Source organism: Listeria sp. ILCC796 (assembly GCF_900186175.1).
In the GTDB taxonomy this organism is placed as follows: Bacteria; Bacillota; Bacilli; order Lactobacillales; family Listeriaceae; genus Listeria; species Listeria goaensis.
Genome location: NZ_FYBV01000008.1, coordinates 36,321 through 57,766 on the forward strand (window position 1 = coordinate 36,321; position 21,446 = coordinate 57,766).

Genomic DNA, 21,446 nt, shown 5'->3' on the forward strand with positions numbered 1-21,446 from the left:
TTCGATGCCGCTAGATAAATTCACCCATAATTTTTTCGAAATCGCTCGCTTCCACATTGCCGCCCGCTCCAAAAATAACATCAGCTTCTTCTCGGTTTAAAACGAGTTCGCCGCGAGCCTTCCCGTGCAAGCAAAACAAATCATAGAGCGTTGGCTTTTTAAGTGTCGTCATAGCATAAGTGATTGCCTCAATCCCCGTTAAATGCGTATGGATATTGTTTGGCGCTCCCTCCTCATGCCCCAAACCTAAATCACACCAAACGAGCTCTTGTGCTTCCAAGTCAACAATAAATGGCATGACCGCCATCTGTATAGATGTTAAGTCAAATTTTTGCGACACCGTTTTCGGTTCGAAAATCTCACCTGACTCGCTATCCGTTCGGTTCATCAATCCGACAAAGCATTCCTCTAATTCCGAATACGGGATTCTTGAAAAACTATTGATAGATATCGCTGCATATTTCGCGCCAATTTCCTGAGCTTTTTTCAGTTTTATATCAATAAATTCGGAAGCCCCATCTGGCGCAGACGTAATATCACCACTATGCGTCATTGTATGCGCCGCATCTCGCAATTCATAATACGAACAGTAAGACACTTGACTATAATTTTCATCAAAAAGCATTACCGACGAATCAATATCCACCATGTCACCTTTCCAGTAAATAAACAAACGCAAAATCGGATGCTCCTCAAAATTCAGTTTGATTCTTGAACCACGGGCAAATTGCTTCAAACTTTTATTCGTGGAACGATTCGCAAACGGAACCGTGTAGTTTTTCAACTCCTCATCAACAAAGACTTTTCCCAAATAATCTTTTTGCGCAAACTGCGAAACTAACGCATCGTCGCAAATTTGAATGACACGCAAAGCCGTCTGCATGGCGATTTTGACACGTGTTTCTTCCGTCACAAAAACTTTTGCTTTTTGACCTTTTGGGAAAAAAATACGCGCCGCCTGATTTTTCGTACGGCTTTCAAAATGGCTGCGCATGTTAAGCAAAATCGGCACCGACGTGCGAGTTGCCACTTGCTTAAATGCGTGAAACAGCTGGTTTTGTTCCGCTTCATCGAAAAAAATTCTAAGCAGATAATCGAAACGGCGCGCAAATTCGCCTGGGCGGGATTTTAAAAGCGAGATTGCTTCCGCCAAATTAGATTCAGCAAGGGCACACTCTACTTTCCGATTAAACGTAATGACTTTTTCATTGTTTCGTATCACATCAAATCCCGCCGCTGCGTGCGGATATACGTTCCGATATTCAGAAGGGTGCAATTTCTCACCAAGGCGAATGAACGCCCGTTTGTGTCGGCGCATATCCTCCGTTAAATTGGCTGTTTCATTAAGATTTTCCAGCATTAAACGGCGCATTGGTCTTTTGAAGGTAATAAAGCGAGTGGGTTCAGCAAGCGATGTATCGCCGTCTGACAAGCTAACCGCAAAGCGAAGCACATCCGTTGCCGTTTTCATTTCCGCCATCAAAGCTGCCGTGTCCAACTGGTATTTAAGACACATTTTAATTAGAAAAGCCAAATTTTCTTTTTGTGTCACATTTTCAAATTGAGCTTTCCCACCAAAATTTCTAAGTAAAATTTTCAAATCGGCTTTATCATGCCCACTGAACGCTTCCTTACTATGAATCAGTTGGTTGGTGAGCATTATCATGTCCGCTTCACTGACACATTTGATTTCTTGCAACTTGTAGACCCCGTTTAGTGCTGCACGCGTTTCTTCTTTATCATTTGGCAAATAGGAACCGAACGTCGCATAATGCAAAACGGCTTTCCCGTAAAGTTCCAAATCGTCCATTTCCGCCACTTGTTTTGGGAAATTTTTATGGAATGCTTTATGATTTTTCACGCCTTTTATTTCATACATCGCTGCCAAGATCCCTTCTAAATGTTCATTAGAAAGGCCTTCTATTAGCTCGATTGAAACAGAATAGCCTAATTGCGCAGCTTTTGTTAGAAACTGTTCTAATTTTTTTGTAGTGACCTCACTATTTTTTATTTGAGGTAAATAAATTCCGTTTTGACGTCGAATTGTTAATTCATACATGTTGTTTCTCCTTTTTATACGGAGGAAAAGAGGCGAACTAGTTCCTATAGAAGGAAGTCCGCCAAGAGCCTCCAAATTTCGGTAGCTGGAAATGCAATAGACTAATTGAGGTTAAGAAGGAAGTCTATCTGGAGCCAGCTTGTTTTTACCCTTTTATGACCCCTAGTGTGTGTAATGTTTTCACGATTGCGACGAGGTCTTTTTGGTTTTGCATCACTTGGTCAATGTCTTTATACGCGTAGCGGTTTTCTTCAGCTACATCTTTTAAATTGGTTTTCCCAAGTGTCACTTGTTGGTTTTCTAAATCTGCCAATACTTCTTTAGCTGGGAAATTCGCTTTTGCTCGTGTTCTGGAGTAATTTCTGCCGGCACCGTGTGAGGACGAATGGAAGCTTTCTTTACTCCCTAGTCCCATTGTAATGTAGCTTTTTGAGCCCATTGCGCCTGGAATTATACCTAGTTCGCCGTTTTTAGCACTTGTCGCGCCTTTTCGGTGAACATACACTTGTTCGTCGTAATGCGTTTCAAGCGAAGCATAGTTGTGGTGGCAATTAATCCGCCCTTTAAATTCGACCGTTTGATTTAATTCTCGCTGCACAATTTCACGCGTGATTTCCATCGTTCGGTTCAACATTGTTTCGCGGTTTAAATACGCGTAATCAAGCGCGAAGTTCATCCATTCAATATAGGCGCGCCCTTCTTCGGAATCAATTGGTAAGAAGGAAAGCGCGTTTTCTGCCGACAAATTGCTGTACCATTTTTGGTTCGCTTCTTGCGCAATTTTATCAAAATGCGTACAAATTGCGGCACCAAGATGGCGGCTTCCAGAATGGAGCATAATACATAAATAGCCTTTTTCATCTTCTTGGAATTCAATGAAATGATTCCCACCGCCTAGCGTTCCAATTTGATAGTACGCATATTCAATTGTTTCGCGCACATTTGGAAGCGCCTCATAAAACGTCATTTTTTCTGCTCCATCCAGTTGCTCGGAAATTTGCTTCTCGCTGTGCTTCCCTTTTCCAACCGGAATTTTTTTTAGCGTCGTTTGAACAAGTTGCGGCATAATTTCGCGCACATCGCGTGCTAAAATATTCGTTTCAATAAAACACATCCCGCACCCAATATCCATTCCAACCGCGTAAGGCACAATCACATCTTTCGTCGCCAAAACCCCGCCAATCGGCATTCCTTTCCCAAAATGCGTATCCGGCATAAGCGCAAGCCATTTGAACACGAAAGGCAAACGAGCAACTTCTTTCGCTTGTTCTAAACAGCCTGCCTCAATATCAGACGCGCTTTCAAGCCATATTTTAATAGGTTTTCTGTTCGCTTTTTTTTCGTAGTTGACAAACATATTCTTGCACTCCTTCACTAATCGATATCTTTAGTATAGAAAAAAGTCATGATTTTATCTTTTAAAAAAAGGTGCGCAATGTTAATCTGAAAGAGAGAGGAGAAGATTTTTGTGGCAAAAGAATTCCAAGAACTAATCAAAAATATGAATACGGTGCGCACTTACGCCCGCGATTTCTACATCTATGGCTTTAAAACACGCGAAGAATTTGGGCAAAAAAGCATTCGCAGCTACGATACCGAGCGCCGACGCATTGAAAGCTACTTCCATAATTACATTGAAACGGAAGTAAGTGGCACGAAAAAAGTCGTCCGCCTTGCGATTAACACCAATTCTTTAAGCGAAAACCCTTTTTTCTCGGTATGGAAAGCAAAATCCTTTACGAAGAATGATATTTTCTTGCATTTCATGCTCATTGATGCACTCACACTCGGCACCAAAAACTTGCAAGAAATACTCGGCATCCTTGACGCGGAAAAACTAATCGAAGAGGGCACTGTTCGAAAAAAACTATCGGAATATGTCAAATTAGGAATTTTCGAGCAAACCAAACAAAAAAAAGTGAACTATTATAAGCTTGCTGATTTTCCAAAACTTTCAAATGGATTTTTAACGGCCATTCAATTTTTCAAGGAAGTGCTGCCAATTGGGGTGCTAGGCGCGTATATTTTAAACGTGCAGCAATTTGTCCCCGCTTCGCCGTTTCAATTTAAACATTTCTATCCTGTTCATACTTTAGATGAACAAATTGCGTTTGATTTACTTGCGGCCATTCAGTCGAAAAAGTACGTTGAAATCCACCGTTTCGGTCATGAAAATGTCATTTCAAAACCATTTTTACCGATAAAACTACTAGTCAGCTCGCAAACTGGGCGGTGTTACGTCATTGGGCGAATGAAGCAAAGTCGTTTTTTCACTACTTTCCGCCTAGAACATCTTGCTTCTGTAAAGCTGTTAGGTCATTCGGAAGATTTCGATCATATCGTAGCAGAATTTGATGCATGTCAGCCGTATTTTTGGAGCAATATGACTGGGAATTGTGAGAAAGACAGATTGGCGATGCAGCTTCAAATCGATGAAAAACGCGATGGATACCTTATTGAACGGATTAAACGTGAGGGGCGTTCTGGAAAACTCACGAAAATTGGGCCACAACTTTTTGAATATGAGATTGAGCTGTTTGATTTGACGGGTATCAAACCATTTTTACGAACCTTTATCGGGCGAATTGTTAAGATGGAAGCTAGTAAACGAGGTTTCGTGCAAGCATTCTTTAAAGAAATTGGCGAAATGAACGCCTTTTATGAGGAGGAAGAGTGAAATGCCCATTTTTAGCGAAATTTATGGCACGTATTATTTTATTGTCAATCAAATATTGATGCAAAATCGTCCACTTTCTGCTGATGAAATTCGGGCGATTATTCAAGATTTAGGCTACAACGAAACACTTTTCCATCTCGAACCGCAGTTATTACAGGAAGGAAATTGGGATTTGCTACATAAAAAGGAGCAAACTTTCACGCCTAAATTGCCCGCAATTCCACCTGTTTATCGTGAGCTTGAAAAACGGTTTTTGAAAACCATTTTAGAAGATGCACGCATGGCTCTATTTTTAACACCGGAAGAACAACTTGAATGGCAAAATCATTTAAAAGACGTGCCCCCATTATTTTCTTCCCAAGATATTTTTTATTTTGATCAATTCGCAGATGGCGATATGTATACAGATTCCAACTACATTCGCTGTTTTAAGGTCATCTTAGAGGCGATTCAAACGAATAAGCAAGTTTATTTGGAGTATGAGAATGCTCGGAAAAATCAGCTAACTGGGGTTTTTAGCCCACAAATTCTGGAGTTTTCTCAAAAAAATGATCGTTTTCGTCTTCATGCTAAATCTGTGCAAAATGGCACAGCCTATATTTTAAATGTGAAGCAAATTCATTCGGCCACTTTAATGGCAGAAAACGCGCGTGAGCAAACGACTCCAAAGCCTGTCACTAAAACGATTCACTGCACACTTTATAATCGGCGAAATGCTCTAGAGCGCGCTATGTTACACTTTGCAAGCTATCAAAAAACAACGAAACGGATTGATGACAAAACTTATGAGCTAGTGATTTCTTATCCTGCGCCAACTGAAAATGAACTACTTATTCAAATTCTTTCTTTCGGCCCTATGCTCCGAGTCACTGCACCAAGCACGTTCATTAGGTTGCTAAAACAAAGATTGCAAAGACAAACTGAACTTTCTTTAGGAGATTAGGTTTTCATTCACAAAAAAGGTATAATGAATACTAAGTAGAACGAAAAGGAGGATGTTATGAAAAAAATTGGGATGGTTTTTTGGTGCTCCGTTATACTTATCCTTCTCGCCGTTTTACTCGGCGTATTTTTCCCACAAGGCTTTGAAACAGCAACAGCCAACATTCAACAATTTTTAACAAGTACGTTCGGCTGGTATTATTTGCTTGTTGTCGCCATTATCGTGGCTTTTTGTATTTTCTTAATTTTAAGCCCCATTGGCGCCATACGTTTAGGGAAACCAGGCGAAAAGCCAGAGTACAGCAATACATCATGGTTTGCCATGCTTTTTAGCGCAGGCATGGGGATTGGCCTCGTTTTTTGGGGTGCAGCAGAACCGCTTTCTCATTTTGCGGTCAGCTCACCAAGCGGCGAAACTGAAACACAAATCGCGCTACAGGAATCGCTACGCTATACTTTCTTTCACTGGGGGATTTCTGCATGGGCCATTTATGCGGTCGTAGCCCTAGCTCTTGCTTATTTTAAATTTAGGAAGAAAGCACCGGGTTTAATTAGCGCAACCCTCTACCCTATCCTAGGTCACCGGTCGTCAGGAACGATTGGGCATATCGTAGACATCATCGCCGTTTTCGCGACAGTCATTGGTGTGGCGACAACTTTAGGGCTCGGCGCCCAACAAATTAATGGCGGACTTGCGTATCTTTTCGATATTCCGATCAATTTCACCATTCAAATGATTATTATCATCATTGTGACAATCCTATTCATGATTTCCGCGGCTAGTGGTTTAAACAAAGGCATCCAGATTTTGAGTAATCTCAATCTTTATATTGCGGCTCTGCTTCTTGTGCTGACGCTCTTTTTGGGTCCGACGGTGAAGATTTTGAATGAATTTATGAATGGTTTTGGAGAGTATTTGCAAAATTTTGTGCAGATGAGTTTTCGTACGGAGCCGGGCAATCCAGCTGGCCGCGAATGGATTAACAGTTGGACGATTTTTTACTGGGCGTGGTGGATGTCCTGGTCGCCATTTGTCGGCTTTTTCATCGCCCGTATTTCCAAAGGGCGTACAATTCGCGAATTTCTAATGGGCGTCATCTTGTTACCAACAATTGTGAGCGCACTCTGGTTCGCGGTATTTGGCGGTACAGCCATTAACATTCAGCGCACGGTTGTGCCAAGCTTGCAAAAATTACCAACGGAACAAGTTTTATTCGGCGTATTAAATGAGCTGCCACTAGGCTCCATTTTATCGATTATCGCGATTATCCTCATTGCTGTTTTCTTTGTGACTTCGGCGGATTCAGCAACGTTTGTACTCGGGATTCAAACGACAAATGGCTCACTAAATCCAAGTTTCCAAATTAAATTAGTATGGGGCATTTTACAAGCCGGCATCGCAAGCACGCTTTTATTCTCTGGTGGACTGCAAGGCTTACAAAACGCAGCAATTATTGTCGCATTCCCGTTTTCGGTCATCATTATTCTCATGATGATCTCGCTCTACATTTCCCTTTCAAAAGAACAAGAGCGACTCGGTCTATTTATCCGTCCGAAAAAATCACAGCGGGATAATTTATAGCACAAAAAAACAGGGCCGATTGCCCTGTTTTTTTGCTATTTGAACATCACATACAAAATAATCGACTGATCCATCTCGCTAAGCGCCTCTTCCGCAAATAAGTCATCAACAATTCGTAGGCCTTTTTCTGAGAAACCCCAGTACTGAAGAACATAACGTTTGCCGGGCTCTATTTTTCCACCCTCAAAAGGCTCTGTAGCACTTCCTGCGTGTTCAAATTTATGGAACAACTCTGCAGATAACGGCACTTTTTTTTGTGATTCCGCCCCGTTCGCGAGGATTTTAACGCGAAGCTCTTCTGGTTTCATCATATCAAAACCAACTGCGCCCCAAACAAGTTCCCCGTTTATCGGACTTTTTTCTTCGCGCGCAATTTCTACAACTTTTTGATGGCTCACGCGCTCCGCTTTTTCATACACATCGAGGTACACTTGAACCCGCTCGCCCTCCGTATTAAAAGCAACCTTTCCGCTAGCCGCCAAAAGAAGATCTAGCGTATCAATCGATTCCTTATCTTTTTTGATTAAAGCTCCGTTTGGCACCCCCGCAATTTTATCACCTTGAAACGGCCAAAGATTCCAATACGCCAGCACGCCTAAACCCCCGCCAATAAGTAACACGCCAACAACAATCATGATGCTAATTTTTTTCATGATGCACTCCTTCATTTGTTATTTATGGTACGGCTCCCCGCGCATAATTTTAAATGCACGATAAATTTGCTCGACTAAAACTAGACGCATGAGTTGATGCGGTAGTGTCAATTTGCCAAACGAAATTTGTTCATCGGCGCGTTTTAAAACACTATCGCTTAAGCCAAGTGAGCCGCCAATGATAAACGCAATTTTACTTTTCCCATATGTCATGAGGTGATGAAGTCCGTCAGCAAAATCCTCGCTCGATTTTTGTTTGCCAGCAATTGCCAGCGCAAAAACGTATGTATCCGCAGAAATTTTTGTTAAAATTCGTTCTGCTTCTTTTTCCTTTACTTGTAACATTTCAGCTTCACTTAACATTTCTGGCGCCTTTTCATCTGGGACTTCTACAACACTTACATTCGCATATGGACCTAAACGCTTTAAGTATTCTTGAATGCCTTGCACTAAATACTTCTCTTTTAATTTTCCTACTGTAATAATTTGGATTTTCATGTATCCACCTCAAAATTGCATTTTCTCCGTTTATCATACCATAAAATTAACTGATACGTGCTTTTGACCTAAATTCGCACACAAATTTCTTTTCCACAAGAAAATGGCACTTATACACAAGTTTTATCCACAGAAAGTATCCACATATCCACAGACGCATCTATATTTTGTATAAGAACAAACATTCCCTACAAGATATACTTTTAGTGAAATTCACTATCCACAGGTTATCCACATGATCATAATACTCGCAAAAACCTTGTGGCAGAAGCAATTTGGAATTTGTTAGCAAATGAAACTGTGGATAAATGAGCGTTTTTATAGTTGTTTTTCACAAAAAGGTATATCTTACTATGAAAGTTGGGCAAAAATGAAATTTGATTCAATTTTTTGTTCGAAAAGCAACTTTTTATACTTAAATTGTCAGTATTTTCGATTTCCCACAGCTTATTCACGGTTTACTAACAGGTTATCCACAAGAATTATCCACATATCCACAACTCCCTTCTATATTTAGTGCAAGAAAATATGTTCTCTCCTAAATATTGATTGCTTGACTTTTAGAAATCCACAACTTATCCACAAAAAAATACGACTCCGAGGAGTCGCATTTTATATTTATTGTTTGGATGATGTAGCTGATTCTAACGTAACGTTTGTGGATTCTTTCTTACCGTCACGGTAATACTTCACGTTCATCTTTTGACCTATTTCAACATCATTGCTGTAAAGAATTTGACGCAACGTCATTGAGTTGGTTACTTTCTTACCGTTCATTTCTACAATTACATCGTATTGTTTCAAACCAGCTTTATCCGCAGCAGAGCCGCTAACGACTTGTTGAACCATTGCGCCGTAATCGACACCTTCAGGCAATTTCAGAATGTTTTGTTGTTGCTGTTCTGGAATTGTATCCACGTCGCGGAGTGTTACGCCTAGCGAAGGACGAGTTACTTCACCTTTTGTTTCAAGTTGTTCGATAATAGGTTCAACTGTGTTAATCGGAATCGCAAATCCAATTCCCTCTACATTTTCTGTGGAAATCTTCATGGAATTAATACCAATCACTTGGCCTTCTAAGTTAATTAAAGCTCCACCACTGTTACCTGGGTTGATAGCTGCATCAGTTTGAATAACTTCTGCTTCCCAGTCTTCTTGACCATCACCATTTGTATCCACTGGAACAGCGCGATTTAAGCCGGAAATAATCCCTTCTGTAACGGAACCGGAGAATTCAGTACCTAGTGGGCTACCAATTGCGATGGCAGTTTCTCCGACTTTAAGGGAATCTGAATTGCCGAATTCAGCTATGGTGCTCACATTTTCATCGCTGATTTCTAGTACTGCAAGGTCGTTCCATTCGTCAGTTCCGATTAACTTGGCGGATGATTTTTTCCCACTAGAGAAAGTCACTTCAAGTTTATTGGCGCCTTCGACTACATGATTATTCGTCACAACATATGCTTTGCCGTTTGATTTTTTGTAAACAACGCCTGAGCCAGAAGAGGCTTCCTCCTCAGAAGTTGTGGAACCGTCAAGTGAACTTGTTGCTTGATAGTTTAAAACACTTACAACAGCGTCTTGTACTTTCTCGACTGCTTTTGTAATGTTGGTTGTATTTTCATACGAAACTTTTTCTACTTTTCCCGTGTTTGAACTTGATCCAGATGACGAATCGTTTGAGGAATCACCTAAGCCGCTAACGGCGAAAAAGATAATCAGACCGCCTACTAGAACGCCAATTAGGCCTGTTAGGAAATAACCTAAAAAGTGCTTACCACCGTTTTTCTTTGGTGGCTCACTACCGCCGCCGTCATCGCCACTTGAACGTGTTGGGGGAACAGGTGGTACTGGGGGAACTGTGTTGTTTTTTTCAGAAGTATCGGAGGCTTCTTCAAAAAAAGCGTTCGTCATGCTTGCTTCGGCTTGTTCACGCGTCGCCCCCGCGAAAACTTGCCCTTCGTCTGTTACACCTTCCGAAATCGGCTCAGAAACTGGTTCTTGTCTGTGCGGACTATGTAACGTTTCTTCTGTTTTTTGTTCCTTTGTTGTTTCTGGCGATTGATTCGCATCATCGCTTACTGTTTTGTCAAACTCATTTTTCTCGTTTTCCAAAATTAACCATCCCTTTCCGCATAAAAATTCATCTATAGACTTATCTTACAAGAGAATTATGAAAAATTCATGAAATTACTTTAAATTTTTAAGAAAAAAGAGACGTACTCATTCGCTTTACGTCCCTTCTCAGCTTTACAATGTGAAAATGCTCGTCGGAATTTCTGGATCTGTGTCAAATAATTCTATCTGATTTCCGACCACAATGCCTTCACTTGCAAGCGTTTGTGTCACACTCATTCTAGCTAAATCTTTCATATTATTGTCCTTGCTTAAATGTCCAAGATAAATTCGCTTTGTTTGATCGCCAATGACTTCACTCATCGCGATTCCTGCATCTTCGTTCGAAACGTGCCCTTCATCGCCTAAAATTCGACGCTTCACATTCCACGGATAACGCCCCATACGAAGCATTTCGACATCATGATTACTTTCAAATAAATAGGCATCAGCATTTTTGATATGCCCCTTCATTCGGTCGCTCACATAGCCCGTGTCCGTAATCATAACAAACTTTTTATTCCCGTTATGAAATATGTAAAACATGGGCTCAGCCGCATCATGCGAGACTCCAAATGATTCTACTTGCAAGTGCCCAAAACTTTTTACAGTTTCCATATCAAATTGAAATTTTTGATCCGAGCTTACCTCGCCAATCATATTATCCATTGCACGCCAAGTTTTCTCATTTGCGTAAATAGGGAGTTTATATTTTCTCGCCAAAACACCTAAACCTTTAATATGGTCCGAGTGCTCATGCGTAATTAAAATTGCGTCCACTTCGCTAATATCCCGGTCAATTTGTTTAAAAAGACCTTCCATTTTCTTACCGCTTAAACCACAATCGACTAATATTTTTTGGTCGTCTGTTTCAATAAGTGTGGCATTGCCAGAACTCCCACTTGCGAGAATACTAAACTTTAATTGCGCCGCACCAGTTCCTGCTAACAGTTGACTCTTCATCATTACATTCGTACCCCCTGACATATCCTTATTTTAACCTTATTTTTTACAAAAGAAAACAAAAATCAACCCGAATGTGGATTGATTTTCGTTTTACGCCTAGTTGCCCATCATTGTTTCTGGCGACATTTGGATTGATTCGCTCATGGATGTTTCTTCTGGGTTTTGCGCGCGCGATTCATTTAAATTGATAACTTGTTCATCTTTGGCATTGATTAAAAAGTACGTCGTCGTATCTTTATGTTTTACCTCAAAACACCAGACTGGGAAATAAACATCGCCGCTCGATAATTGGACCGTTGTATAGTAGCCAAACGTTGCTTTCACAATGTCGCTATCCGTTTTTAAGTCGCCATGTTGATAAATCGCTTCTAAGGCATCCATCGAAGACATTAAATTGGTTTTTTCTTGCAAATCATCTTGTTTTCCAAGATACGTTTGCGTGTATGATACTGCCTCGTCGGCATTATTCAATTTAAAAGTAATTTGCCCGCCGCTATCAAAGAGGACCATATCTCCTTTTATCACTTGATTGTAGATTAGCTTATTTTCCTCTTTATCATATTTCCAAAATTTATAGGACGAACCTTTGTACACCTTTTCTTTGACAAAACTGGCAAGTTCAGGTGTTTCTTTGTCCTTATCAGCAGGAATCGGTGTTTTTAATGTAGACGAAATTTCACTGGCATTATTCACAAGAAAAACATTTTGATCTTTTAAGCTCGCAACGTCCTTCGCAGAAAACGCGTCTTGGGTAGCTGTGAAAATTTCCCCCATAACCGGTTTTGAAGACAGTTTTGGATAGCTGATGTTATCTGTTTTTAAATGGTCTTGAAGCGTGTCGTTTCCAAGTTTATCAGGATCATTGGTTGCTTGTTTATTTAAAAACATCACCACAAGGAAAATATCGAGTAATAGGAAGGCGATAATAAAAATAATTTCTGTTTTTCTCCAATCCAACTTTACTCACTCTCCTTCATATCAGAAACGAACCATTGCCCGTTGTATTTGAATATCCATGTCGGTCTTAGTTCTACAATTCGGTTAAGTCCTTTATCTTCTACCCATGACATTTCATAACCGAGTGTAATCATTTGCAATGAGCGAATATCAATATTAGGATTGCTTTCCAAATTCTTGTAGACAGATAGTGAAGATGGTAGCGTCACTTCTTCGCTTTCGCGCGGAATTGGATAGTCTAATTTAAAGAATGGTCGGCTATATTTATATACTGCCTCTTGTCCTTCCGTGACATAAATTTGCGACATACCTGCTGAATTTAAAACTTGCAAATTGTTCACGAATAAACCGAAGTTTACCGTTCCAGACTGGGCATAGTAGCCAGTATAATAATAGTTGTCCGTCCAGCCTGCATGTTCATTAATAAAGTTAAAACTATCTTGAATGCGGCTATCTCGTTTCGAAATTGTTTCAGTATTTGTTGTTACTTCTTGTGCTGGATTAATATATTCCAACACCTTATTCGTTGTATCCAGCACGATTTTGCTTGAGCCATTTGTATAAGAATTATCTTCATTTTTAACAGAACCAACATCTTGGAACAGCGCCTTCGTAAACAAATTGATATCCATTGAATCGATAATATATTTTTCACTGCTCATTTTTATTCGTTCGTTTGAAAGGAAGATGGAATGCTTGCTCGGTCTTACTTCTGGGACTTCATTAAATACGTCTTCCTTGTTTGCTTCTTCAACAATATTTCGAACGCTCTCGATATCCTTTTCTTGAAGAGAACTTTGGTAAATCGTATCTTCATAATCATTTGTAAAATAAACGGTATATAAGCCGGTGTCCGTTTTATTTGTGTCAAAAATAATCCGATTGAAAGAAGCATTATCAAGCTTCTTACCTTCAACTTGGAAGACTTGCGCAAAAATCGAAAATGGAATGTTATTTGGGTAAATAAGCTCAATCGCTCCGTTTTGGTGAATAATACGGTCGTACTCCTCACTCCGTTTTTTCCCCGAAAGAACGACTTCTGAAAAACTAAAGTTGCGCCCATCTGCGGCTAGCTCGTTCACATAAGTGCCATTGTTCGTTTGAAAATGTGTGTCGTTTTTATTGACTTGAATCATCATCGGTTTAAAAACTTGGGCAGCGGTTTTCTGCTTATCAATTGTTGTTTTTTCCACTTCTTTCACATCAATCGTTTCGTAATCTGGCTGGCCTTTCCAAATAAAATAGCTGAGCACGATACTAAAAATAACGAGTACGGTGAGGATAGCGCCTCTTAAATATGCATTTGTCTTCATTCCCAATCATCCTCCGGCAAATCGCTATATGGCAAGGTGAACTTGACTGTCGTACCTTTGCGCTTATTACTTTCAGCCCAAATACGACCACCATGCGCCTCAATTACTTCGCGCGCAATAGCCAGTCCTAGCCCTGTTCCTCCCATTTCTCTCGATCTCGCTTTATCCACCCGGAAGAACCTATCAAACACTTTGTCTAAATCAGCTTCCGGAATTCCAAGTCCCTCATCGCTAATACTTACTTCGATTTTATCGTCCATTTTTTTCAAGAAAAAGGAGATTTGACCGCCGTCCGGTGAATATTTATTCGCATTGGAAATAATATTGTCCAGCACTTGCATCACTTTATCTTCATCAATTTCAATGATAACTGGCACGCGCGGAATATAGCGTTTAAATTTAATCGATTCTTTTTTCATCATTTCAAAACGATCGATAATATGATTAAAGAAGTCCGTAAAATTCACAAAACTTTTATCCAGATGTTCTCTGCCGCCGTCCATACGCGACAATTTCAAAAGGTCATTGACAAGGCGAATCATTCGCTCTGTTTCATTTTGCGTCACTTCAAGGAAATGCGGCGCGACCTCCTTATCCTCCCACGCCCCGTCACTAAGTGCTTCGAGATAACTATGCATACTGGTTAAAGGCGTGCGAAGTTCGTGTGACACGTTTGATACGAAGTCGCGACGTTCTTGGTCAACTTTCTCTTGATCTGTAATGTCATGTAAAACCGCAATTACACCATTTACAAATCCTGTTTCACGTTGAATGACTGATAAATTGGCGCGGAGAACATAGCGTTCTGCTGTACTACGGTCCATCGTAAGCGGCTCGGTCATATCCATCAAATCTTCAAAAGCATACTCATCTTGAATGCCGAGGACTTCTGTAAGTGGCTGTCCATTTGCGGTTTCATGGGCAACGCGAAGCATTTTTTCCGCTGGTGAGTTAATTAAAATGACTTTGCCGCGGCGATCAGTTGCGATAACCCCGTCTGTCATATACGAAAGTACGGAAGACAATTTGCGTCTTTCCCCTTCGGTCATGGCTTGGGCTTCCTGAACCCGTTTTGTCAGCGAGTTAAAGCTTTGCGCAAGCTCACCAATTTCATCAAGTCCGTATACTTTTACTTTCCGAGTATAATTCCCTCTCGCCATAGCGTAAGCTTGTCGTTTCATATCAATAATCGGCTTCGTTATCGTCCGCGACAAGAGCACCCCGAGAACAGCCGTTATGACCATCGCAATCAGCGTCCCGGTAATAAAAATGTTCGTAATCGAGTCCACCTGCGAGTAGACGGACTCAATATTCGCGACAAGATAAATAGCCCCAATCACCGTATTTTTATTTTTGATTGGAGAAACCGTGACCCAAACACGTTTATTGTCGTTTGACTCGTCCATATAAATTTTTTCTTCTGAAGTGCCAAGCGACAGAGCTCTTTTGACTAAAGGCGTGGTTGATTTTTGGCCTACAATCCCCTGATTGTCCATGTTGGACGTCCCGAGAATTTTGCCACGCTCATCAACAATGCGCACCTCGAGCAAACTCGAATTGTTGCGCGCATAATCGACCAAAAGTTCACGAATATCCGTCTGCATCTGCGCACTATTATCGCCGTTCTTTAAAATCTCCTCCCGCACGTTATAATCCAGTAATGTCATACTATTTTTGATAGAATCTTGAAAGTTCTTTTCAAGCTGCCCCTCTAGTTCGCGCACGAAATAAGCGCCAATGACTTGCATAGCAACTAAAATAAGCAACAAGTAAATCATCACCAACCGGAATTGCACCGACTGGAAAAACTTCATTTTATGCATAAAACACGTCTACTCCTGTTCAGGGTTAAATTGATGTTTCTATCTATGGCAAATCGCAATTTAGTTTCTTCTTAATTCTTGTATTATACCATAATTCACGCTTACAAAAAAACACATCATTTATTAGTAAAATAAATGACGTGCTTCGTACAATTATCTATATTTTGATTCCCATATCAATTTCTTTATAAGTTTGTAAATCCCGTAAAATATTGCAGTAGCCATTCAAATAGCGCCATCACTATACCTACAAGATTTATTTAAAATGCCTCTGCTGCTACTCCTGCTCTGGGTTTCGCAAATAATAGCCCACGCCGCGGCGTGTAACGAGCCATGCTGGGTGGCTTGGATTGTCTTCGATTTTTTCACGCAGACGTCTTACGGTTACGTCAACTGTACGGACATCGCCGAAATAATCATAGCCCCAAACAGTTTGAAGCAAATGTTCGCGCGTCATAACTTGGCCCATATGTTTCGCTAAATAGTGAAGAAGTTCAAATTCGCGGTGCGTTAACTCGATGGTTTCGCCGCGTTTAGATGCCACGTATGCGTCTGGATGAATGACGAGGGAGCCAATTTCGATTTCGCTATTTTCTTCTTCTTCAGCGGATTGCGAGCTAATTTGGCTATGACGGCGCAAATTCGCTTTAACCCGTGCGATAAGTTCACGATTACTAAACGGTTTCGTCACGTAGTCGTCGGCGCCTAGCTCGAGGCCGAGCACTTTATCGATTTCGGAATCTTTTGCGGTAACCATGATGATGGGCATATCGTATTTTTTGCGCACTTCACGACAAACTTCAATGCCATCGCGGCCCGGAAGCATGATGTCGAGCAAAATTAAATCTGGTTGTACTTCCTCAACAAGCTCAATAGCTTCGTCTCCGTCATAGGCACAATATACATCGAAACCTTCTTTATTTAAATTAAATTTAACAATGTCTGCAATTGGTTTTTCGTCATCTACTACTAAAATTTTCTTTTCTGCCATTTTTCAAACAGTCCTCCCATAATTGGATTTTTCCGGTTCTGCCGGCATTCTCCTAAAAATTGTTTATCATTAAGACTGTGGTGCGGAAGTCCTTCTCCCTGGACGCTTCCGACGGCGTCTTTAGCTTGTTCACTTCTATACAAATAGAAGACCATAATTTTATTATAGCACAGTTCGAAAATTATCTGAATTATTACAGCTAGCATAGTCCATTTTAAATATGAAGATTTTTCCCGTAACAAAAAAACAACTGCAAACATATCGTTTACAGTCGCTTCTTGAAATAAGCTATTTTTTTAAGTGCCCACTCATAATGGCTTGACGTCGCCGAAACGAAATAGCTGCCAAGCGTGCTTCCACCGCTCCAAGTAAAAACCCCTTTTTTAAACAAATCATCGTTAGAAAATTGCTCAACAAGTTGCATAACTTGGCCATGACTTTCCTGCAATAAGCGTAGCGCTGCCGGGTATGCTGTTTGCTGATGCTTTTCCAAAAAAACGATGTTCATTGCGCCGTAAGTTTTCCAGTTATAGCCTTCCAGCAAAAATTGCTTTTTCTCCCCCTTTAAATTGGCCTCTACCCAATCTAAAAGTAATTTTTGCCATTCATACAAGTGAATGAGGACATCGCGGATATTTTTATCCCTATTCCAGTGTGCTTCTTTTTTATTTATGTCGGCCAACTGAAACGCGGCTAACTTCACTTCATTTGGCATTTCCTCTAACATATGTATGAGTTGTTGATACTTTTCGTTTGAGGCTTGTATAAGATCTGCTTTAGTTGTTGGTCTCGCCACTATTATCATCTCCTTTATAATTTTTATACATGTCCGAAATTTGCGCGCTTACTAGGGCGCGTAGTGAAGCTGGGCTTTCCACGATGCAGGCGCTGCCGAGGCCTAAAATAAATGTTTCCAGCCAAGCATTATGTTCGGCAATAATTTTCAGCCGTAAAAATGGCTCCGCTTCTTCTATAATTTCCACTTGATGCCAGCTTTCAAAAATATGAAAAATCGAGCGATCAATTCGCAACACAAATTCAAGCATATTCTGCTTTTGCCAAATGAAATCGCGTTCATAATACGCTAGATTAGGATTAAATGGTTGACCTAGTTCGATGTGTTTAATTCGGTCTAGCAAAAACAATTTTGGAGCGCCTTCTTCTGTACCACTTAAATACCAGCGGCCACTTTTGAAAAGCAATTGATAGGGTTCAATCATGCGTTGCTTCTTATGCCCATCTAATTTGGTGTATGTGAACATTAGTTGGTGATTGCTTTTTATGGCTTCTTGGATGCGCATAAATTTCGCGTCATCCGTTTTGGTGCCTTGCCAAGACGAAAAATCCACCACAACTTGATGTGCATGCTGTTCAATTTGTTGTAATTCTTCGGCATCGAACAGCAATTGTAGCTTTTCAATAATTGCCGTTTTATTTGGGTCATTTTCAATATTCAAACGATAAAGCGAAAGCAGCACGTATTTAAAATCGAGCGAGGAAAACAATTGTTTATCCAAATAGTAGTTCTCCATAATGCTAATCCCACCATTAAACCCCGGTGTCGAAATTATCGGTATACCAGCATAATCTAGTGCTTCCAAATCGCGATAAATGGTTCGTTCTGATACTTCAAAAAAATCGGCCAAAGTTTGAACTGTCACTTTCCGTTTGCTGACTAACAGCAACACAATGGCTAACATTCGATTAAAACGCATGAACGGCTTTCCCCTCTCGTTTAAAATAGCGTGTTTATTTTATTCCAATATAAATTTCAATCCGCGTTTTTTCAATATCTGGATTGGGATAATATAATTCAAAATCCGTCACGCAAGTGCGCTCCAATTGCGTCTGCCAAATTTCCTGCCAAAGTGCTGCTGGCGCCGTCATTGGATTTCCAACCACTGTAAAGCGGGCATATTTTCCATTTTGAATTGTGACCTCCCCGTCTGCCGTAGCTACACCTGCCAGCACGTCATACGATAAGGAAGTCGGTTTTTCATAATCACCTTCAAAATTAAAATACACACCGTATACTTTTGTTTCCATATCCATTGTAGCATGATTTTGATAAAACCCTTGCCAAAGTTCCGTAAATTTCTCACTCATATTCGGGTCATCATTACTAATGTGCACGTGTTCTCCAGTCACTTTTATTTCTTCAAAATGACTAACTTGATAATTCATTTTTATTACCTCCCTTTCAGCTCCAGTATAGCACCGGGCTCTGACAACAGTTTGTCAGGGTAATAAAAAAAGTTTGCAGACGACAAAGTCTACAAACTTTTTAAAATTCAAACGGTCCCGACGGGATTTGAACCCGCGATCTCCTGCGTGACAGGCAGGCATGTTAACCCCTACACCACGGAACCAAGTGAGCACCTTAAAAAGGGCACTTCACCATTAAACCATGCTTGCCAAAAATCGTCAACTATTTTTTAGAGGCTATAAGTCGTTGCTTTAAATAAATCTAATTTCCCAATGCGGCTTACTGCTTCCCTAAGTCGCTCCTCGTCCATTAGAAGGCCCACTCGGACGTAACCTTCTCCGCACTCGCCGAAGCCACTTCCATCGGCCACCGCTACATTAGCTTTTTCGAGCAAATGCTCTGTAAAGCTTGTGCTCGTGAAGTTTTCGGGCACTTTCATCCAAGCAAAAAACGAGCCCCTTGGAATGACTGCTTCCCAGCCGATTTCCGAACACGCGTCTAAAAAGGCATTTTTTCGACTTTCGTAACGCTCATTTTGCTTTCTGACAGCTTCCTGGGAGCCTCTAAGCGCTTCAATCCCCGCATCCTGAATGGCAGGGAAAAGACTCACATACAGATGGTCTTGGATTAAATTGATGGCTTCAATCATCGTTTCATTCCCGACAGCGAAACCAATTCGCCAGCCGGCCATATTGTATGTTTTGGATAGCGTGTATAGCTCAATTCCGACATCCTTCGCCCCTTCTGTTTGGAGGAAACTAATTGGTTTGGCGCCGAAACCGATAGCCCCGTAAGCGAAATCATGCACGACGGCAATCTCATTTTCCTTAGCAAACGAGACGGTGTCTTCGAAAAACTTCTCTGTAGCGATGGCGCCCGTTGGATTGTTCGGATAATTTAAATACATCAACTTCGCATCTGACCGCGTCGCCTCATCTATCAGAGCATAATCCGGTAGAAATTGATTTTCCTCCAAAAGAGGCATTAATGTATACTCGGCGTCCGCTAAAACCGCGCCAGACAAGTAATCTGGGTAGCCAGGGTCAGGCAAGAGCATTTTTTCGCCGGGGTCAAGCAGACACATCGGCAGCTCCACAAGCCCCGTCTTCGTCCCAAACAAAATCGCCACTTCCTTTTCAGGATCCAAAGTCACCCCGTACTCTTCTTTGTAAAAATTGGCAGCCGCCTCTTTCAGTTCTGCCTTGCCGCGAAACAAAGAATACTTGTGGTTTTGCACATCATCTGCGGCATTTTTTAGTGCTTCTACGATGTTTTGCGGCGTAGGCTGATCTGGATTTCCTTGTCCCAAATTGATGACATCATGCCCTTCTGCAATTTTGCGATTTACATTTTGTACTAATTTTGAAAAAAATTGCTCTGGCAAATTTTCGAGCTTTTTAGAAAATCTCATTTCGTACGCCTCCCGTTTTATGTTTCATTGTTAAATATCTTAAAGTTTTCTAGCAATTTTGTCTAGTCTAGAAATAAAAAACATTAAAAAAGCATTGACAATCACCTTAAAAATCGGTATATTTTTACGTAACAAGTTTTTATAATGTAGTTCTCTTATCGAGAGAGGCTGAGGGACTGGCCCGATGACGCCCGGCAACCTAACTTTTTGAAGTGAAGGTGCTAATTCCAGCAAAATGGTATAGCCATTTTGGTAGATGAGAGGAGTTCGAATAGGCAACACATTCAACTTCTCTATTCTGATGGTAGAGGGGTTTATTTATGTGCTAAAAACTTTTTTAGCACATAAATACAAGGCGAAACGCTGTGTCCACACTCTCAAACTAGAATGTTTATAAAAATTTAAATTTAGACACATTTAGGGAGGAATTTTTAATGAAAAAGAGAACTAAAGGAATTTTGATTGCATTTACTGGCGCGGCACTACTTGCACTTTCTGCATGTGGTGGCGGGAAATCCGAAACGCTAAGCACGGAAAAGATTACAATTGGCGTAACGGGTGGACCTCACCAACAAATTGCGGAGGAAGTGAAAAAGTTAGCTAAAAAAGACGGGCTGGACATCACAATTAAAACGTTTGACGATTATAACACGCCAAACACTGCGCTAAACGATGGGGATTTAGACGCGAATAACTACCAAACGATTCCGTTTTTAGATGCACAGAAAAAAGATAAAGGCTACAAAATCGACCAAGTCTTTAAGACAGTTGCTTTCCCAATGGGCATTTATTCCAAAGATATTAAAGACATCAAAGAGCTTAAGAAGGGGGATAAAATTGCGGTTCCAAATGATCCTTCGAACGAATATCGTGGCTTAAAACTTTTTGAAGACGCTGGTGTCATTAAGTTGAAAGACGGCGTGGAAGAAAAAGCAACGAAAAAAGATATCGCGGAAAACCCGCTCGATTTAGAAATCATCGAACTTGAAGCTTCGCAAATTCCAGCGCAACTTGGTGAAGTAAAAGCAGCTGCCATCAACACCAATTTTGCGATGGGCGCTGGACTCACCATTAATGATGATGCGATTTTCCATGAACCAACGAAAGACAATCCGTATCCAAATGTTTTTGTCGTAAGAACTGAAAATAAAGATGATGAAGTTGTCGATACACTTAAAAAATATTACCATTCTGATGAAATTAAAAGCTTCATTGAAAAAGAATTTAATGGGTCTGTTGTACCTGCATTTTAG

18 protein-coding genes, 1 tRNA gene and 1 riboswitch are annotated in these 21,446 nt (G+C 40.7%); of the genes, 4 read left to right on the forward strand and 15 right to left on the reverse strand.

Features of this window, described 5'->3' with window-relative positions:
- Window positions 1-10 precede the first annotated feature (10 nt).
- Window positions 11-2,059 carry a TerD family protein gene (locus CFS04_RS09280; protein ID WP_088810421.1) on the reverse strand — a complete coding sequence of 683 codons (2,049 nt, stop codon included), beginning with the start codon at window positions 2,057-2,059 and terminating at the stop codon, window positions 11-13.
- Window positions 2,060-2,204: 145 nt separating this feature from the next.
- Entirely contained in the window at window positions 2,205-3,416 is a 1,212-nt protein-coding gene (locus tag CFS04_RS09285; RefSeq protein WP_088810422.1) for an RtcB family protein, read from the reverse strand.
- A 111-nt stretch (window positions 3,417-3,527) separates the two neighbouring features.
- On the opposite strand from CFS04_RS09285, the gene CFS04_RS09290 reads away from it, so the two are divergent.
- From CFS04_RS09290 to CFS04_RS09300, 3 genes are read left to right on the forward strand one after another with little or no spacing between them, the layout of a single operon-like run.
- The gene (locus CFS04_RS09290; RefSeq protein ID WP_088810423.1) at window positions 3,528-4,736 is read left to right on the forward strand and encodes a WYL domain-containing protein; all 1,209 of its coding nucleotides are present in this window, start codon (window positions 3,528-3,530) and stop codon (window positions 4,734-4,736) included.
- Between the two features lies 1 nt (window position 4,737).
- Window positions 4,738-5,679, forward strand: coding sequence for a WYL domain-containing protein (locus tag CFS04_RS09295; protein WP_088810424.1), 942 nt, complete (start codon window positions 4,738-4,740; stop codon window positions 5,677-5,679).
- 57 nt (window positions 5,680-5,736) lie between these two features.
- Entirely contained in the window at window positions 5,737-7,260 is a 1,524-nt protein-coding gene (locus CFS04_RS09300) for a BCCT family transporter (RefSeq protein WP_088810425.1), read from the forward strand.
- Window positions 7,261-7,295: 35 nt separating this feature from the next.
- On the opposite strand, the gene CFS04_RS09305 is transcribed toward CFS04_RS09300, so the two are convergent.
- The 13 genes from CFS04_RS09305 to CFS04_RS09370 form a co-directional block, all read right to left on the reverse strand.
- Window positions 7,296-7,913 (reverse strand): hypothetical protein, encoded by a 618-nt coding sequence (locus tag CFS04_RS09305; protein ID WP_088810426.1) that lies wholly within the window; start codon window positions 7,911-7,913, stop codon window positions 7,296-7,298.
- Window positions 7,914-7,931: 18 nt separating this feature from the next.
- Window positions 7,932-8,411, reverse strand: coding sequence for a 23S rRNA (pseudouridine(1915)-N(3))-methyltransferase RlmH (gene rlmH, locus CFS04_RS09310; protein ID WP_088810427.1), 480 nt, complete (start codon window positions 8,409-8,411; stop codon window positions 7,932-7,934).
- Window positions 8,412-9,029: 618 nt separating this feature from the next.
- Window positions 9,030-10,526, reverse strand: a complete 1,497-nt coding sequence (locus CFS04_RS09315; protein ID WP_179946386.1) for a S1C family serine protease — start codon at window positions 10,524-10,526, stop codon at window positions 9,030-9,032.
- Between the two features lie 135 nt (window positions 10,527-10,661).
- Complete coding sequence (locus CFS04_RS09320; protein WP_088810429.1) at window positions 10,662-11,492, reverse strand: MBL fold metallo-hydrolase; 831 nt, start codon at window positions 11,490-11,492, stop codon at window positions 10,662-10,664.
- Window positions 11,493-11,588: 96 nt separating this feature from the next.
- Complete coding sequence (locus CFS04_RS09325; protein ID WP_088810430.1) at window positions 11,589-12,449, reverse strand: two-component system regulatory protein YycI; 861 nt, start codon at window positions 12,447-12,449, stop codon at window positions 11,589-11,591.
- Window positions 12,450-12,451: 2 nt separating this feature from the next.
- Complete coding sequence (locus tag CFS04_RS09330; protein ID WP_088810431.1) at window positions 12,452-13,762, reverse strand: YycH family regulatory protein; 1,311 nt, start codon at window positions 13,760-13,762, stop codon at window positions 12,452-12,454.
- Window positions 13,759-15,585, reverse strand: a complete 1,827-nt coding sequence (gene walK, locus CFS04_RS09335; protein WP_088810432.1) for a cell wall metabolism sensor histidine kinase WalK — start codon at window positions 15,583-15,585, stop codon at window positions 13,759-13,761. The genes CFS04_RS09330 and walK overlap by 4 nt, the downstream gene beginning before the upstream one ends.
- 277 nt (window positions 15,586-15,862) lie before the next feature.
- Window positions 15,863-16,576: a response regulator YycF gene (yycF, locus tag CFS04_RS09340; RefSeq protein WP_088810433.1), complete on the reverse strand. Its 714-nt coding sequence runs from the start codon at window positions 16,574-16,576 to the stop codon at window positions 15,863-15,865.
- Between the two features lie 265 nt (window positions 16,577-16,841).
- On the reverse strand, window positions 16,842-17,372 hold the full coding sequence (locus CFS04_RS09350; protein ID WP_088810435.1) for a ClbS/DfsB family four-helix bundle protein: 531 nt from the start codon (window positions 17,370-17,372) through the stop codon (window positions 16,842-16,844).
- Window positions 17,353-18,291, reverse strand: coding sequence for a YafY family protein (locus CFS04_RS09355; protein ID WP_088810436.1), 939 nt, complete (start codon window positions 18,289-18,291; stop codon window positions 17,353-17,355). Before CFS04_RS09355 ends, CFS04_RS09350 begins: the two co-directional genes overlap by 20 nt.
- 34 nt (window positions 18,292-18,325) lie before the next feature.
- The gene (locus CFS04_RS09360; protein ID WP_088810437.1) at window positions 18,326-18,760 is read right to left on the reverse strand and encodes a GyrI-like domain-containing protein; all 435 of its coding nucleotides are present in this window, start codon (window positions 18,758-18,760) and stop codon (window positions 18,326-18,328) included.
- Window positions 18,761-18,872: 112 nt separating this feature from the next.
- A tRNA-Asp gene (locus CFS04_RS09365) sits at window positions 18,873-18,945 on the reverse strand.
- 66 nt (window positions 18,946-19,011) lie between these two features.
- Window positions 19,012-20,193 carry a pyridoxal phosphate-dependent aminotransferase gene (locus tag CFS04_RS09370; protein ID WP_088810438.1) on the reverse strand — a complete coding sequence of 394 codons (1,182 nt, stop codon included), beginning with the start codon at window positions 20,191-20,193 and terminating at the stop codon, window positions 19,012-19,014.
- A gap of 152 nt (window positions 20,194-20,345) precedes the next feature.
- A riboswitch (SAM riboswitch) is annotated at window positions 20,346-20,456 on the forward strand.
- Between the two features lie 171 nt (window positions 20,457-20,627).
- Here CFS04_RS09370 and CFS04_RS09375 point away from each other — a divergent pair.
- Window positions 20,628-21,446, forward strand: coding sequence for a MetQ/NlpA family ABC transporter substrate-binding protein (locus CFS04_RS09375; RefSeq protein ID WP_088810439.1), 819 nt, complete (start codon window positions 20,628-20,630; stop codon window positions 21,444-21,446).

Coding starts and splice junctions, on each gene's coding strand:
- CFS04_RS09280 (WP_088810421.1), bottom strand. CDS start 2,059: ATGTATGAATTAACAATTCGACGTCAAAACGGAATTTATTTACCTCAA.
- CFS04_RS09285 (WP_088810422.1), bottom strand. CDS start 3,416: ATGTTTGTCAACTACGAAAAAAAAGCGAACAGAAAACCTATTAAAATA.
- CFS04_RS09295 (WP_088810424.1), top strand. CDS start 4,738: ATGCCCATTTTTAGCGAAATTTATGGCACGTATTATTTTATTGTCAAT.
- CFS04_RS09300 (WP_088810425.1), top strand. CDS start 5,737: ATGAAAAAAATTGGGATGGTTTTTTGGTGCTCCGTTATACTTATCCTT.
- CFS04_RS09305 (WP_088810426.1), bottom strand. CDS start 7,913: ATGAAAAAAATTAGCATCATGATTGTTGTTGGCGTGTTACTTATTGGC.
- rlmH (WP_088810427.1), bottom strand. CDS start 8,411: ATGAAAATCCAAATTATTACAGTAGGAAAATTAAAAGAGAAGTATTTA.
- CFS04_RS09320 (WP_088810429.1), bottom strand. CDS start 11,492: ATGATGAAGAGTCAACTGTTAGCAGGAACTGGTGCGGCGCAATTAAAG.
- CFS04_RS09330 (WP_088810431.1), bottom strand. CDS start 13,762: ATGAAGACAAATGCATATTTAAGAGGCGCTATCCTCACCGTACTCGTT.
- walK (WP_088810432.1), bottom strand. CDS start 15,585: ATGCATAAAATGAAGTTTTTCCAGTCGGTGCAATTCCGGTTGGTGATG.
- yycF (WP_088810433.1), bottom strand. CDS start 16,576: ATGGCAGAAAAGAAAATTTTAGTAGTAGATGACGAAAAACCAATTGCA.
- CFS04_RS09355 (WP_088810436.1), bottom strand. CDS start 18,291: ATGCGTTTTAATCGAATGTTAGCCATTGTGTTGCTGTTAGTCAGCAAA.
- CFS04_RS09360 (WP_088810437.1), bottom strand. CDS start 18,760: ATGAATTATCAAGTTAGTCATTTTGAAGAAATAAAAGTGACTGGAGAA.
- CFS04_RS09370 (WP_088810438.1), bottom strand. CDS start 20,193: ATGAGATTTTCTAAAAAGCTCGAAAATTTGCCAGAGCAATTTTTTTCA.
- CFS04_RS09375 (WP_088810439.1), top strand. CDS start 20,628: ATGAAAAAGAGAACTAAAGGAATTTTGATTGCATTTACTGGCGCGGCA.